Origin of the sequence: Sorangium sp. So ce834 (assembly GCF_051521425.1) — a bacterium.
Classification (GTDB): Bacteria; Myxococcota_A; Polyangia; order Polyangiales; family Polyangiaceae; genus Sorangium; species Sorangium cellulosum_D.
Genome location: NZ_CP150351.1, coordinates 9,158,491 through 9,173,262, shown reverse-complemented (window position 1 = coordinate 9,173,262; position 14,772 = coordinate 9,158,491). Strand labels below are relative to the sequence as shown.

Here is a 14,772-nt window from a genome sequence, read left to right as displayed (position 1 = left end):
TCTGGGGCAGCTGCGGTGTTTCGCCTTACCGCGAGGGGCCGCGCGGCCTGGGGTGAACCCCCATATAGGCGGCGGCGCTCCTGGCGGACGGGTCGTCCGGATAGCGCTCGATGAGGTCTTCCGCGAGGCTGCGTGCCTGGCCGGCCCGGTCGAGGCGCACGAGCGCCCGCACGCGGAGCAGGCCGCGCTCGGCGGCGCGCGGGCTGTCGCCGAAATCGCGAGACGCCGCGTCGTCGAGCCGGAGCACCTCCTCCGGGGCGCTCGTCAACGCGGCGCGCATGTGCTCGAGGACGCGGGCCTCGGGGTCCGCGTCCAGCGCCGCCGGCGCCGCGTCGGGCTGCGGTGCTGCGGCGCTCGCGGGGGTAGCGGCCGGCGGCGGCGCCGGGGGGACGGCGGACGACTCGTCGCGTCGCTGCGGCCTCGCGCCCTCGCTGGGCTCCGCGCTCGACGGCCGCGCCTTCCGGGCGGGGCGCTCGTCGCGGCCGAGCGCGAGGAAGCCCGCCACGGCGAGCGCGGCGAGGGGGAGGCCGATGAGCAGCGCACGGCGGGTGCCGGACGGTCGGGGTGCGTCCACGGCGGCGAACGTAGCGCGGCGGCGCGGCCGGCGGTAGCCGCCGCTCGAACGGCGGGGCGGCGGCTCGGGCGCGCTCGATCGGGACATGAGGGCGCGCGGGTCGTGGAGCGAGCCATCCTCGGAACAGGCCATCGAGGTGCGCTGTGCGCCGCGCGAGGGCCGCGCGCTGGAAGCGCGTTGAGGGACTCGCCCTGTCGGAGCGCGAGCTGGCACAGATGGCCGCGGCGCCGGGGGAGTGTGCCAGGATCTGATCCCCGTGTCATGAGGGGGCGAAGGCCGCGCGCCGCGCGGCCCGCGGGGCGAGAGGGATGATCTCCTCGAAGATCTCACCGGATCTGCGGGGTCGGCATGGCCCCGGGGCATCGCCACCGTCGCTGTCACAATTTTGCCACGGACGGTACGATTTTTGCAGTGACATGGTGCGGAAAGGTTGCGCTCATGCCCTCTCAGCTACCGTCTCTTTCGGCTCGGTCACGGTCGTTCCGCACGCGAGCGATTTCGCTGTTCGCCCTCTCGGTCATCCCGTCTGCCATCCTCCTCGCGGGCTGCGCCGATCCGCCGGACACCATCAACAACTACTATTACACGAACGGGGAGGGCGGGGCCGGCGGCGACGGCGGCGACCGCGGCGACGGCGGCGATGGCGGCGCGCCGGCAGAGGAGTTCCCGGGGGCGCCCGTCGCGGACACCGAGGTGGCCGATCATGCGCTCGACGTCTTCGGCGCCATCGGCAACCGCTACTGGCTCGCCGTCTCGAAAGAGCAGCTCGAGCTCATGAACGAAGGGCTCGACAACGGCCCGATCCCCATCGCGCGGCCGGGGTTCGGGGATATCTACTCACCGACCGGGGAAGACGCGACCTTCGTGGATCACCTGTGGGTGACGACGGCCGGCGCCAAGGGCAAGACGGCCGATTACGGCAAGGTCCAGGTGGGGGTCGCCGGCCAGTCGACGCTGCGGCCCTGGACGAAGCGGACCATTCCCAACCTCAACGTCGACGCGGACGAGTTCGTCGAGAAGCAGCGGCTCGGCGGCTTCGAGCACCTGCGCTTCAACAACGGCCAGGTCGGCACCATCTTCCGCGAGCGCCTCACGCTCGAGCTCTATGCGCGCCTCGATTACCCGGCCCCCCTGACCAACTACGCCTGGATCTCGAGCAACGTCTGGGGGCCGGAGGTGTCGATTCCATACATCGTGGTCGAGCGCTACAAGAAGGCGTTCTGCGCGCGCCTCGGGGACAAGCTCGGCGGCGGCTGCGCCAACATGTGGGAGTTCGCCGGGGACTTCGCCGGCAACTTCCCGGGGGGCGGCTGGATCCCGAAGCCGATCGACGTGGTGATCCCCGGCGGCAGCATCTTCGACGACCCGGCGACCTGCCAGCTGAAGACGTGCGACAACACCCGCGCGAAGGCGCTCGAGCAGGCGATCGCCGAAACGCCGCCGGGCGAGGGCTTCAAGGCCGCGCTCGAGGGCTGGATCGACTGGCCTGCTTTCCATCGGTTCCAGTGCCTGTCGTGGGTGCTCGCCACCGGGGATGACGCCATCCACAACAGCAACAACGTCGTGCTGGTCGAGCGGTCCGATGGTCTGTTCCAGTACCTGCCGTACTCGGTCGACATCAGCCTGGGGCAGAGCTGGTATCCGCTGGTCCCCCTGGCCGGCGCGAACTCGCTGGCGCGCGGGTGCCAGAGCGATACGGCCTGCTGGGCCGACACGATCGCGATGTGCGAGGACGTGATCGAGGATTTCGCGGCGCTCGACCCGAACGCGGTGCTGAAGGGCATCTACGAGCAGCTCTCGGACGAGGGGATGCTCCGTCCGGGCGACGAGGAGCGGTACGCGGCGCTGGACGCCTGGCTCACCGAGCAGCTCAAATTCCTGCCGGAGGATCTGGAGAGGAACCGCGAGCAGCCGCAGCTCTGCGTTCCTCCGCAGGTCGATTGCGGCGGCTACTGCGGCTATCCCCAGGACTGCGGCTGGGGCGTCGGTGCGGCGGTCGGCGCGGGCGGATTCGGCGCGGGCGGTGGAGGTGAGGGCGGATTCGGCGAGGGCGGTAAAGGCGTCGGCGGATTCGGCGAGGGCGGTGGAGGCGTCGGCGGATTCGGCGAGGGCGGTGGAGACGCGGGGAGCGGCGGCCTCGGCGGAAAGGACGAGGGGAGCGGAGGCCTGGGCGGTGGCGCGGCGGGGAGCGGCGGCGCCGGCGGTGAATCCGCGGGCTGACGCCGGATAAGCCTCGACAGGCTCGACGCTCGGAGAGAGAGGGGCGCCGCGCTCCGGCGCTCCCTCTCAGGGCGAGATCTCGAACAGGCACCGCGTGATCGGGATGCCGACGTCCGCCAGCACGTACAGATAGTATTTCGTGCCGGGGACGAGCTCCTCGGGGGCCCCATCGGCGGGATAGCCCTGCTTCGCGCTCGGTGGGACCTCGCCGTAGGTGATACCGCTCTTCATGGGCTCGGCGCTCGAGGGCACGTCGAGCCGCCAGATCGTCCCCTCGGGCAGGTCGAGGTTGGGGGGAGCGCCCGGGTTCTCGGCGTCCGCCGACATGACGTAGACGTAGCGGGCGCCGCCGCCGGCCCAGGTGACCTTGCCTGCGGCGTCCACGCCTTCCCCCGCCGCGCAGTCGCTCGGCTCGTAGAGGCTCTGTTCATAGATGGGCCCGCCGAACGGGGTCATGTCCGCGAAATCCTCCCTCGTGAGCCCGCGGCGCTCGAGCTCGCCCTCGAAGAACGCGATCATGCGCGCCGGGTCCGTGGTGGGCAGCCCGGCGACGTCGCGGGAGAAGCCGTTGTTCTGGTCCGGCGGATACGCGCCGAGCGCCGCCGAGGAGACCCAGCCGGCGGCCAGCGCGAGGCCCGACGGCTTGAAGCTGTCGGTCCAGATCGGCCCGGCCTCGATGTACCAGTTCGACGGCCCCGTGGCGGGCGCGGCCTCCGTCGAGTGACAGCACACGCACCCGCACGCCTCGGTCTGCTCCGTGACCCAGGCGAGCTCGGCGAGCCATGCCGGGTCGGACAGGCGCGGATCGTCGCTCGGGGTCTTGTACCCGGAGGGAGGCGCGGGCCAGTACGGGCGCTGCGTGAGGACCGGCTCGCACGACGCGTAATCGGTGAATCGGCGGCCCGGCTCGGTGCAGCCCGAGATCGCGCCGAACGTGCAGACCTTGCCGTCGCTCTGCCCGGCCGGCTCGCCGGCCTTCGGATCGACGCAGACCTGCTCGGGCCACTGGAAGACGGCGCCGCCCGTGCCGATGCCGGGGTCGTCGGTCGCGGCGCCGCAAGCGTCGGGCTCGAACTGGCCGCCGCCAAACATCTCGCAGCCGCGCTGGGTGGCGGCGCACTGGCTCGTGTCGCCGCCGGGGAAGACGAGGGTGTACGCGTCGTCGGTCCCGCCGCCGAGCACGCAGCGGCCGAGCGTCTCTGGATACGCGCAGCTCTCGCCGCTGGTGAAGGTCGAGCCCTGGAGCGCCTTGCAATCGGCCTCGGCGGCCTCCGCGGTCCAGCCGCCGCCGGTGTACTCGCGGCACTCCTCGGCCTGGCTGAAGGGGCTCGTGTAGACGCAACGGCCCGGCGTCCCGGAGGGCTCTGGAGCCCCCGGGGCGGCATTGTCTTCGCTGTTTTGGCAGGCGCCCAGCCCTCCGAAGGCCGAGACGAGGAGCGCTGCGACCAGCATCGCGTGCGGTGAACGGAGGAGCTCTCGCTTCACGGTGAATCTCCTGAACGTGGACCTTCGAGCGAAGGTGAATGTGGTTTAGCTCACCGGAATCTCCGGAGAGCATGTTGATGTGTATCGTTTGTTCATGATTGTGCAATCTTGGTACATAGTTTTGTGAAGAATTTGTGTTGCAGAACACAAATTCTGTCCACCGACGCCAGGAACGGAGGCATGCCGGAGGCGTGCCGGGGGGACGGCGCCCGCCTGTCCAGGAAGCATGAAGGGGCGGTCCGAGGCGCTTCAGCGACGGGAGGCCGGCGTCGCCGGCGCAACTCGCCCGTAGGCGACGCGATGCTGCGGGGCGGAACGGCGCGCTCGGCGGCGAGGAGCAGCGGCCGGGCGGCGCCGGCCCGTCACCGGAGCGCGCCGATGCCGAACGAGAGGCACGGCTCTCCGTCGCGCAGCGACACCGCCGCGAACTGCTTCTCCGGCGGGTACATGTACCCGAACAGCGTGCACATCTCGTTGTCGCCGAAGCCGAACCTGAGATCGTGGTCCGACGTGTTCTGGAACCTGCACGCGTACCGGAGCGAGTCGCCCTCCTCGAGCGCGATCGCCGGCCGGTACACCTCGATGTCGCCCTCCAGGTCGAACGCCCCGCCCTCGTAGACGCGCGCCTCGCCGCCGTCCTCGCCGACGACATCCACGTCGAAGGCCTCGGCGTAACGGTGCGTGTGGGGCATGAGAGACACGATGTTCCCGCCGAACGTCGAGCACGTGGCGCCGACGGTCCGGGTCGCGCGCGGCGGGACGAGGAAGTCGTTCACGTTCATGACGAACGGCACGAGCTCTTCCGTGCGCTCGGAAAGGGGCATGGTGAAGAAGTCGTAGGCGAGCTCGACGACCGCGGGCTCGGCCGACGCGTTGAGCAGGTGGACGCTCGTCGAGATCTCGCGGGTCGTGTCCAGGGTGAAGCCCATCCCCTCGGGGAAGACGAGCGTCTCGTCGCCGACGACCTGGGTGGAGCTCGCGAAGAGGACGTCCGGGATGACCGCCGGCAGCGCGCCAAAGGGATCGTCGGCGCCAGGATGGCAGCCCGGGTAGGGGTTCGGCCCGAACGACGGATTCACCGGCTTGGCGATGACGTTGCTGTGGTGCAGCCCGGCCGTCGTGTAGAGGCGCGCCGCGTGGACGGTCTCGTTCACGAGGGCAGGGAAGGGCCATGAGAGGCAGAAGAGCGCCTCCTCGCCGGGCGCGAGGGTCCGCGGCGGCGCGATGATCCTGAAGCCGCTGCGCGGCGGCTCCGGCAGCCGGAGCCGGGTGAGCGGCGCGCCGAACGCGACGACGTTGTCCCGGTCGATCCGCTCTTCAGGCTCGTAGCGGGCGGCGGGGGGGACGCACCGACCCCGGAAGAGCTCCTCGCCGGGCGCGCACGCCGCGGGCGGCGAGGGCTCGATTCCGGCGCAGGCAGGGAGGAGAGGAATCCAGAGGAGGATCGACGAACGAGCGATATCCCTCGGGACGGAGCGGAGCTTTGGAGTTCGCATCACGCGTCACCTGCGACCGGCGGCGCCTCACCGGAAGCCTCGACTGCCGATCTCCACCGCTCGATCGGATCTCCCGTCGTCGACGCGCGCGGCCTCGCGCGGCCAGGGCGGAGCGCGCGGCCGCGCGGCGCTCGCGGCGCGACCGAGGGCGCGCCGGCCGGCGCCGCCCAGCCGCCTCGACCGCCGCCCCGCCGCGCGGCGCCGGCGCCGCGGCCGCCTCGGCGCAGGGCCATCCGGGCGCGTACCGACGGCCTGGAACGCCGGAGGGGCACCGCGCGCCGCGGGGCCGCCCACGTGGATACCCGGTTCACCCGGGTCGACGCTGTGCGCAACAAGGGCGTGACGTGGGCGTCGCGGATCGTCTAGCATCCGCATGCCGAGGGGCATCGCGCCCCACCATCCCCTGCATCGCCCGACGACCACGCAGCGTGGTCCCAGCTCGTGGAGAGACAGCATTGAGCGAGCAAGCAACCGAGCCGGCCCTCCCCGTCACCGCCTTCGAGAGGCGCTTCAAGCACCCGCCGGGGCTCGTGATCCTCTTCTTCGCGGAGATGTGGGAGCGCTTTTCGTATTACGGCATGCGTGGCCTCCTCAAGCTGTATATGGCGAACTACCTGTTCGTCACGGCGCGCGAGGCGTACCAGGGGTGCCGCCAGCACTCGCCGCCGTGCGACCTCGTCCCTGGCGATCCGGCCACGGTGTTCGCCGGAGACTTCATCCGGGGCTTGCTCCCGAGCGCGCCCGCCGAGCAGGCGTCCATGCTCTACGGGCTGTACACGGGCCTCGTCTACCTCACCCCGTTCTTCGGCGGCATCCTCGCCGACCGGGTGTGGGGCCAGCGCAAGACGGTGGTGATCGGCGGCGCCCTGATGGCCGTCGGACACTTCGTCATGGCCTTCGAGAACTCGTTCTTCCTCGCGCTGCTCCTGCTCATCCTCGGCAACGGCGCGTTCAAGCCCAACATCTCGACCCAGGTCGGCAGCCTGTACCCGAAGGGTGATCCGCGCCGCGACGGCGCCTTCACCATCTTCTACATGGGCATCAACCTCGGCGCCTTTATCTGCAACTTCGTGTGCGGCACGCTGGCCGCCGTCTACGGCTGGCATTACGGCTTCGCCGCCGCGGGCGTCGGGATGTGCCTTGGGCTCGTCGTCTACCTGATGGGGCAGAAGTACCTCGCCAAGGACAACCTCACCAAGGCGGCCGAAGGGACCGGCGAGGAGAAGCAGCCGCTGTCCAGCGAGGAGTGGAAGCGCGTTGGCGCGCTCGTGGCGCTCTGCGCCCTCAATATCGTCTTCTGGGCGGTCTACGAGCAGCAGGGCAACACGATGCAGACCTGGGCCGACGAGAAGACCGTGTGGCCCGTCATCCTCGGCTTCCAGATCCCGTCGACGTGGTTCCAGTCGTGGAACCCGCTCTGCATCATCCTGTTCGCCCCGCTCCTCGACATCTTCTGGCGCTGGCAGTCGAAGCGCGGCACGGAGCCGACGAGCGTGTCGAAGATGGCCATCGGCTGCACCCTCCTCGGGCTGTCGTTCATCGTGATGATCCTCGGCGCGCAGGCGGTCGGCGACGGCAAGGGCAGCCTGTTCTGGCCGCTCTTCTGCACGCTGCTCCTCACGATCGGCGAGCTCTACCTGTCGCCCATCGGCCTGTCGCTCGTGACCAAGGTCTCGCCGGTGCGGATCGTGTCGATGATGATGGGCATGTGGTTCGTCTCGAGCTTCTTCGGCAACACGCTGAGCGGCTACATCGGCATCTTCTACACGCGCTGGCCGAAGGAGATGTTCTTCCTGCTCCTCACCGTCCTCGGCGTCGGCGCCGGCGCCGCGATGTTCGCGTTCAACAAGCCGCTCCGCCGGGTCATCGGCAGCCACTGACACCGACCGTCGAGAGGCGCGGCGGCGCCCCCGGGGAGGGGGCGCGCCGCCGCGTCAGGGCGCCCTGGCGCCGCCGGGGTCGACGATCCGCTCGTCGAGCACCGCGAGCCGCCCCGCGGGCAGCGCGGCCCCGATGGCCTCCACGGCGCGGCGGACGCTCTCCAGCGTACTGCACGAGGCGACGTCGACGAAGAGCCGCCCCGACTCGGGCCAGGAGTGCAGCGCCACGTGCGACTCGCTGACGACCGCGCACGCGGTGATGCCCTGCGGCGAGAACGGGACGACCACCATCTCGAGCAGGGTGAACCGCCCGGCGGCCACGGCCGCCTCCAGCGCCCCGCGGAGCGCGGCCTTGCTGTTCAGGAAATCGAAGGGGCAGCCTTCGAAGTGGGCGAGGGCGACGTATAACCGCATCGTGGGCGAGGCGCGCAGCGGCGGCGCCGCGCTGGCCGCCGAGGATAGCCGAGGCCGGGCGCGCCGGCGAGCTCACGCCGCGGGCGCGCCGGCGAGCTCACGGCGCGGGCGCGCCGATGGGGGCGGGCGCCCGCGGAGCGCCGGCCTGCGCCGCAGCCTCGACGCAGACGCGGACCTCCTCCAGGAGCTCCTGGAGGCCGAGCTCCCCCTTCTGGAACACCCGCTCGGTGCCCAGCCGGAGCCGCGCGCGATCCTCGTCCGTGAGCTCCTTGGCCGTGAGCACGATGAGCGGCATCCGGCGCCAGTGCTCGTGGACGCGCAGCCGCTCGATCAGCTCGAACCCGTCCATCTCGGGCATCATCAGATCGACGATGGCCGCGTCGGGCGCCTCGGCGTCGGTCTCCAGGAGATCGAGCGCGACCCGGCCGTTCGCCGCCGACAGCGCGTCGCAGCCCGACCTGCGCAGCATCCCCTCGAGCACCTCCCGGCTCGGCGCGTCGTCCTCGACCACGAGGACGCGCGGGCTGCGCCCGCTCCGGAGCGCGCAGCGCGCGAGCGCGCGCTCCAGCGCCTCGCGCTCCACCGGCTTCGTGATGTAGTCCGCGGCGCCGAGCGAATACCCGATGCCCCGCTCCTCGACGATCGAGATGACGATCACCGGGATCGACGCGAGCGCCGGGGTGGACTTGAGCGCCGAGAGCACCCGCCAGCCGTCCATCTCGGGCATCAGGAGATCGAGCGTGATCACGTCGGGGAACAGCGTGCCGGCGAGGCGCAGCCCCTCCCGCCCGCCCGGCGCGAGCGCCACGTGGTGGCCGAGCGCCTCGATGTGCCGCTTGAGCAGGTCGCGCACCGTGACGTCGTCGTCCACCACGAGGACGAGCCGCTGAGCGTCCGCGTGGCCCGGCGCCCACGCCTCGGCGCCCGCGCGGTCGTGGCCGTCCGCCGCGCCGCCCCGCGCCGCGGCGTCGTCGGGCGGCGCCGCGAGCGGCAGCCGCACGCGGAACGTGGAGCCCTTGCCGACCTCGCTCGTCACCTCGATGGCGCCGCCCATGAGCTCGACCAGCCGCTTCGTGATCATGAGGCCCAGCCCGGTGCCGCCGTACCTGCGCGAGGTCGACGCGTCGGCCTGGACGAACGGCTGGAACAGCCGATTCAGCTGCTCCTCCGTCATCCCGATGCCCTCGTCCTCGACCTCGAGGTGCAGCGCCGGCAGGCCGGGCCCGCGCTCGACCGCGACCCGCACCCGCACGGCGCCGTCGGCGGTGAACTTCGCCGCGTTGCTGAGGAGGTTGTAGAGGATCTGCCGCGTCCTCCGCGGGTCGGCGTGCAGGGTGATCGCGCCCTCGGGGCGGTGGATCGAGAGCGTGTTCCGGCGCTGCGCGACCAGCGGGCGCACGGTGGAGGTCACCTCGTCGAGCACCGCCTGGACGTCGAACGACTCGGGGTGGAGCTCCATCCGGCTCGCCTCGATCTTCGACAGGTCGAGGACGTCGTTGATGAGGCCGAGGAGGTGGGCGCCGGCCTGGTGGACCTTCTTCAGGTCCGCCACGAAGGCCTGGTTGCCGAGCTCGATCGCGTCCTCCTGGAGCATCTCGCTGTAGCCGAGGATCGCGTTGAGCGGCGTGCGCAGCTCGTGGCTCATGTTGGCGACGAACTGGCTCTTCGCCAGGTTCGCGCGCTCGGCCGCCCGCGCCATGGCCTCGGCGTGCGTCTTGGCCTCCGAGAGCTGCCGGTTCACGACCTCGGCCCGCTCCATCGCCTGGGACAGCGCCTGCTCGGTCTCCTTGTGCAGGGCGATCTCCTGCTGCAGCTGCTCGTTCTGCCGATCCAGCTCCTCCTCGACGAGCTCGCGGCTCTCCCACGAGAGGACGAGCCACCACGCGCCGACGCCGATGAGGACCACGACCGCGGCGTAGAGCTTGATGAACGCGGCGAGGACCTCGGGCCGCGCCTCGGCGGTCAGGGCGGCGCTCCAGTAGAAGAGCCCGAAGAGCGCCCCGACGACGCCGGCCATGGCGGCGAACACGAGCGCGAAGCGCGCGAGCCGCGACGAGAGCCGCGCCGACAGCCGCTCCGCCACGAAGGCGCGGAGCGCCGTCGCCCGGCGCGCGGACACCCCGGGCCGGGGCGTCTTGCAGACGTCGTGGCAGCGCGCGTCCAGCGTGCAGCAGAGCGAGCAGATCGCCCCCTCGTACACGGGGCAGTACGCCATGTCCTGCGGCTCGTAGCCGTGCTCGCAGACGCAGCACTGGGCGATCCCGGGGGCCTTGTCGCTCGGGAAATGGGTGTTCTCGCGGGCGATGTAGTACTTGCCCCGGGTGAGCCAGGCGATCGCGGGGGACAGCGCGAACGCGAGGCCGAGCGCGATGAACGAGGAGTACGCCGCGGCGGCGGGGCCGAACACCCCGGCGAAGCAGAGGATGGAGGCCGCGGCGCCCGCGCCCATCGCGCCGACCCCCACCGGGTTCACGTGATAGAGGTGCGCCCGCTTGAACTCGATATACCTTGGGCTAAAGCCGAGGGGCTTGTTGACGACGAGGTCGGCCACGATCGCGCCGATCCACGCGATCGCCACGCTGGAGTAGATCGCGAGCACCTTCTCGAGGGTATGGAAGACCCCGAACATCATGAGGAGGAGCGCGATGGCGACGTTGAACACGAGCCAGACGACGCGGCCGGGGTGGCGGTGCGTGAGCCGCGAGAAGAAGTTGGACCACGCGAGCGACCCGGCGTAGGCGTTGGTCACGTTGATCTTGAGCTGCGAGACGATGACGAACGCCATCGCCGCGAGGAGGACGACGCTCCGGTTCGAGAAGACGTGCTCGTAGCCGGCCAGGTACATCACCACCGGCCGGAGCGCCGCGTCCACGCTCGAGCCCTGCCGCACCGCGAGCGACGCGAGGAAGCCGCCGGCCAGCTGCTTGGCGCCGCCGAGCAGGATCCACCCCGGCCCCGCCAGGATCAGCGCGAGCCACCAGCGGCGGCGGTTCGATCGCGTCCTGTCCGGCATGAACCGCAGGTAATCCACCTGCTCGCCGATCTGCACGATGAGGGAGAAGCTCACGCTGGCCGCGAGGCCGAAGAGGACCGGGTCGAACCGGTCGCCGCCCTCCGACCTGCCGGCGAAGCTGGTCCAGCCGGACAGCGCCTCCGGGTCCCTCTGGAGCACGAAGACGAACGGCAGCGCCATGAGCACGAGCCACAGCGGCTGGGTCCAGAGCTGGAACTTGTTGATCAGGGTCACGCCGAAGAGCACGAGCGGGATGATCACCGCCGAGCACAGGAGGTATCCGGGCACGAGCGGCAGCCCGAAGTAGAGCTCGAGGGCCTGCGCCATGATGGCAGCCTCGAGGGCGAAGAAGATGAACGTGAACGACGCGTAGATGACCGACGTGATCGTCGAGCCGATGTAGCCGAACCCCGCGCCCCGCGTCAGGAGGTCCATGTCGAGGTTGTAGGTCGCGGAGTAGTACGAGATCGGCAGTCCCGTGAGGAAGATGATGACGCTGGAGACCAGGATCGCCCAGAGCGAGTTCGTGAACCCGTAACTGACGAGCAGCGAGCCGCCGATGGCCTCCAGCGCCAGGAACGAGATCCCGCCGAGCGCCGTGTTGGCGAGGAGCGCCGGGGACCATTTGCGGAACGACCTCGGCGCGTAGCGGAGGGAGTAGTCCTCCATGGTCTCGTTGGCGACCCAGCTGTTGTACGCGCGCCTCTCCCTGACGATGGTGTGGATGACCTGCATGGCTCGCCGCTCCGCGCCTGTCCGCGGCACGCCCCGGACAGGCGCCCTCGTGTCCTCGGTACAACCGCCCTGTGAAGCGCCCCGCGCGCGCCCGGCCGGCGCGGCCTCGCGCTCAGCCCCCGCCCTGCTCGCCCGCGGCGCCCCGCGTCGCCGCGCGCTGCGCCTCCTCGGCGCGCGCCTGGTGCTCCCGGAGCAGGGTGACGTAGGCCTCCTCGCACTGCCTGAGCCGCTTGAGCTCGAGGCAGGCGCGGATGCGCGCCTGGAGCAGGACCATGTTGAACGGCTTGGTCACGTAGTCCTCGGCGCCGCACTCGATGCCGCGCGCCACGTCGCCGAGCTTGTCGGACGCGGAGAGCAGGACCACCGGGGCGAGGCCGAGGCGCCCCTCGTCCCGCAGCTTCTCCAGGACGTCGAGGCCGCTCAGGTCCGGCATGACGAGATCGAGCAGGATCAGGTCGTAGTCGTTCTCGCGGATGAGCTGCAGCGCCGTGCGCCCGCCGGGCGCCTGGTCCACCTCGTACCCCCGCCGCTCGAGGCACGACGTCAGCATGTCGCGGTTCACGGAGTTGTCGTCGACGACGAGCAGGCGCCCGCCGATGCTCCCGGCCCTGGCCGGGGAGGTGAGCGCGGGCGGGGGAGCCTCGTCCTGGACCAGCGGCAGCCCGAGCCACGGGGCCTTCGGGAGGCCGCTCTGCGAGTAGCCCGCGATGAGGCTGCGCAGCATCACCCCCGCCGCCTGGATCCGGCAGAGGATGGGAATCAGCGCGAACCGCTCCTCGCGCTCGAACCGGGAGAGCAGCTCCGCGCAGAGCGGCTCGATCTTGCTGGTGTGCGGCTCGGTGGCGTCGTTGAGCTCGCGCAGGCTGCGGAGCAGCGCCTGCGAGTCGCGGTTGCCGAGCGCCTCCTCCGAGATGCGCTCGTTCACCTGGGTGAGCACGGAGGCCCCGATGCCCCGGAGCCCGTTGAGCGCGTCGAACGTGCTCGTCGGCGCGTCGAGCGGCAGGCACTCGAGGAGGTGGTCGCCGTAGCCGACGATCGCGGTGAGCGAGGTGCGGAGCTCGTGGCGGAGGTGCGCGATGAGCGATCTCCAGAGCTCCTGCTTCCCGGGCCTGTCGCTCGCGGCGCCGCGCCCGGCGAGGGGATCGGTCGGGCGCTTCACGGCGACTCCCGGGCGAGCAGCGTCTGGATCTTGGCGTCGAGGCGCTCGATCTCGACGGGCTTGATGTCGTAGTCGTCGCCGCCCGCCTCGATGGCCTGCTCTCGATCGCTGCTCATCGCGTGGGCGGTGAGGACGATGATCGGGATGTCCCTGGTGCGCGTGTCCCCCTTGAGGCGGCGCGTCGCCTCGAGGCCGTCGATGTTGGGCAGGCCGACGTCCATGAGGATCAGCTGCGGCCGCGCGGCGCGCGCCATCTCCACCCCCGACTCGCCGTCCACGGCGGTCATCACGGCGTATCCACGGCGAAGCAGGCGTCGCGATAACATGTCGCGGTTCATCTCGTTGTCTTCGACGAGGAGAATGGTGGTCATGAGGTCGCCCCCTTGAAAGCAAGATCCCCGCAGCGCCCCGCCCGACGACGAGCGCGGCCGCCGCTCGCGCACGCGCGCGACTGAGGCGCCGGAAGAGGACCGCAAGGGCGCAAGGGACGCAAGGGGAAGAGAAGAATACAATTTTATCTCTGTCCCGTTGCGCCTCTTGCGCCCTTGCGGTCTCTCCTCTTGCCCCATGCCGTGCTCTTCCAGCTTGCTCGTCGCCTAGAAGAGCTCCTGAGCGGTCGTGTCCCCCGTCCGCGCCGCCTTCGTCGATTCGATGTCTCGTACGTTACGGTATCGGTTTTTGAGGATCCATAGAAATCGGTGTTTGCCACCGCCAGAGGCGTGCTGCTCGGAGAGCGAATGTCCGCGGCCCGAGCCTCTCCTGGAAGGGGAGCCGCGTTGTGTCCAGCACGTGTCGAGCGGTGATGGAGAGAGCGGTGAGGCCACGAGATGGCCTGTCGCAGGTGGATGAATGGATTCGGGACGTACGCTGCCGGAGCGCCGCTCCGCTCCTCGAGCGCTCAGCGCCGCGCGATCTCGACGATCTCCCGCGCGCGCTGGCCGCCGAGGTCGAAGCGCCCCTCGAGCCCCGCGAACACGAAGCCGTTCATGCGGCTGCCGCGGACCTCGTGGGCGGCGCTCGCGCCGCCGGTGCGCTCCAGGAAGAAGACGTTGAGCCCGCCGCCGACCGATGGGCCGAGCGCCACGCTGTCCGACATGCGGACATCGAGCGTCGCGGTGAGGCGCGCGAGCTCGACGCCGTGGGTGAGCGTGTCGCGCTCCTGGCCGGGCGCCGCCGTCCAGAGCGCGCGGTAGCCGCCGCCGAGCGCGATCACCGGGTCGATGCGCTGGAACGGCGCCATGTGGAACCTCGCCTCGGCGCCCGCCGTCAGGCCGCGGACGTCGGTGTCGCGCCGGGCCGGGCCCATGGCCATGTACTGCTCGTAGCTCGACGTCAGGCCGAGGCCGATCTTCGGCGTCGCGCGGTAGCCGAGCTTCACGGCCACGCCGGCGCCGGGGCCCGACACGTCGCGGAGGCGCCGCTCGCTCCCGATGTTGCCGAACCCCTGCGTGTACCCGGCGGCGACCCCGAGCTCGAGCGCGTTGCTCGGCGCCCGGAGCGGCGAGCTCAGGTAGCTCGGCGGGACCTCGCCCTCGTAGTCCTGCGCCGAGGCGACGCGCGCGTACAGCGCGCCGAGCGCGGCCGCGGCGACCGCGAACCCCGTGTATGCCTTCATTGCGGATCCTCCTCGTTCGCGGCGCCGCGAGGCGGCGGAGCCGATCCGCGCGCCACGATCCGCGCTGCGCGGCCCGCGCCGCGCGAGCCGTCCGGGGGCGCCGCTCGCGGGGCGCGGAGCATCGCGTGTGCCACGGAGGCGGCGAGCACCGCCTTCTCGGTCGCGGACGGGCGGCGCGGCG

Annotated in this window: 10 protein-coding genes; 2 read left to right on the top strand and 8 right to left on the bottom strand. The window is 71.1% G+C overall.

Annotated features, from left to right (window positions below; genetic code table 11):
- Positions 1–25 precede the first annotated feature (25 nt).
- Positions 26–574 carry a tetratricopeptide repeat protein gene (locus tag WMF20_RS33400; RefSeq protein ID WP_437605890.1) on the bottom strand — a complete coding sequence of 183 codons (549 nt, stop codon included), beginning with the start codon at positions 572–574 and terminating at the stop codon, positions 26–28.
- A gap of 438 nt (positions 575–1,012) precedes the next feature.
- Here WMF20_RS33400 and WMF20_RS33395 point away from each other — a divergent pair, with 438 nt between their 5' ends.
- Positions 1,013–2,794 carry a hypothetical protein gene (locus tag WMF20_RS33395; protein WP_437605889.1) on the top strand — a complete coding sequence of 594 codons (1,782 nt, stop codon included), beginning with the start codon at positions 1,013–1,015 and terminating at the stop codon, positions 2,792–2,794.
- Positions 2,795–2,860: 66 nt separating this feature from the next.
- On the opposite strand, the gene WMF20_RS33390 is transcribed toward WMF20_RS33395, so the two are convergent.
- Together WMF20_RS33390 and WMF20_RS33385 are read right to left on the bottom strand one after the other, a co-directional pair.
- Entirely contained in the window at positions 2,861–4,279 is a 1,419-nt protein-coding gene (locus tag WMF20_RS33390) for a proteinase inhibitor (RefSeq protein ID WP_437605888.1), read from the bottom strand.
- 362 nt (positions 4,280–4,641) lie between these two features.
- Entirely contained in the window at positions 4,642–5,775 is a 1,134-nt protein-coding gene (locus tag WMF20_RS33385) for a hypothetical protein (RefSeq protein WP_437605887.1), read from the bottom strand.
- A gap of 455 nt (positions 5,776–6,230) precedes the next feature.
- On the opposite strand from WMF20_RS33385, the gene WMF20_RS33380 reads away from it, so the two are divergent.
- Positions 6,231–7,655 carry a peptide MFS transporter gene (locus WMF20_RS33380; protein WP_437605886.1) on the top strand — a complete coding sequence of 475 codons (1,425 nt, stop codon included), beginning with the start codon at positions 6,231–6,233 and terminating at the stop codon, positions 7,653–7,655.
- A gap of 54 nt (positions 7,656–7,709) precedes the next feature.
- Here WMF20_RS33380 and WMF20_RS33375 read toward each other — a convergent pair whose 3' ends face one another.
- The 5 genes from WMF20_RS33375 to WMF20_RS33355 form a co-directional block, all read right to left on the bottom strand.
- Positions 7,710–8,069 carry an S-adenosylmethionine decarboxylase family protein gene (locus WMF20_RS33375; protein WP_437605885.1) on the bottom strand — a complete coding sequence of 120 codons (360 nt, stop codon included), beginning with the start codon at positions 8,067–8,069 and terminating at the stop codon, positions 7,710–7,712.
- 97 nt (positions 8,070–8,166) lie between these two features.
- The gene (locus WMF20_RS33370; RefSeq protein ID WP_437605884.1) at positions 8,167–11,817 is read right to left on the bottom strand and encodes a response regulator; all 3,651 of its coding nucleotides are present in this window, start codon (positions 11,815–11,817) and stop codon (positions 8,167–8,169) included.
- A gap of 112 nt (positions 11,818–11,929) precedes the next feature.
- Positions 11,930–12,976 (bottom strand): response regulator, encoded by a 1,047-nt coding sequence (locus WMF20_RS33365; protein WP_437605883.1) that lies wholly within the window; start codon positions 12,974–12,976, stop codon positions 11,930–11,932.
- Positions 12,973–13,347 carry a response regulator gene (locus tag WMF20_RS33360; RefSeq protein ID WP_129578129.1) on the bottom strand — a complete coding sequence of 125 codons (375 nt, stop codon included), beginning with the start codon at positions 13,345–13,347 and terminating at the stop codon, positions 12,973–12,975. Before WMF20_RS33360 ends, WMF20_RS33365 begins: the two co-directional genes overlap by 4 nt.
- A 527-nt stretch (positions 13,348–13,874) precedes the next feature.
- A complete protein-coding gene (locus tag WMF20_RS33355; protein WP_129578128.1) occupies positions 13,875–14,591 on the bottom strand; it encodes a hypothetical protein in 717 nt (238 codons plus the stop codon).
- Positions 14,592–14,772: the final 181 nt, after the last annotated feature.

Excerpts from the sequence above, each read along its gene's own strand:
- WMF20_RS33395 (WP_437605889.1), top strand. The coding sequence starts at position 1,013 with ATGCCCTCTCAGCTACCGTCTCTTTCGGCTCGGTCACGGTCGTTCCGC.
- WMF20_RS33385 (WP_437605887.1), bottom strand. The coding sequence starts at position 5,775 with ATGCGAACTCCAAAGCTCCGCTCCGTCCCGAGGGATATCGCTCGTTCG.
- WMF20_RS33375 (WP_437605885.1), bottom strand. The coding sequence starts at position 8,069 with ATGCGGTTATACGTCGCCCTCGCCCACTTCGAAGGCTGCCCCTTCGAT.
- WMF20_RS33370 (WP_437605884.1), bottom strand. The coding sequence starts at position 11,817 with ATGCAGGTCATCCACACCATCGTCAGGGAGAGGCGCGCGTACAACAGC.
- WMF20_RS33360 (WP_129578129.1), bottom strand. The coding sequence starts at position 13,347 with ATGACCACCATTCTCCTCGTCGAAGACAACGAGATGAACCGCGACATG.
- WMF20_RS33355 (WP_129578128.1), bottom strand. The coding sequence starts at position 14,591 with ATGAAGGCATACACGGGGTTCGCGGTCGCCGCGGCCGCGCTCGGCGCG.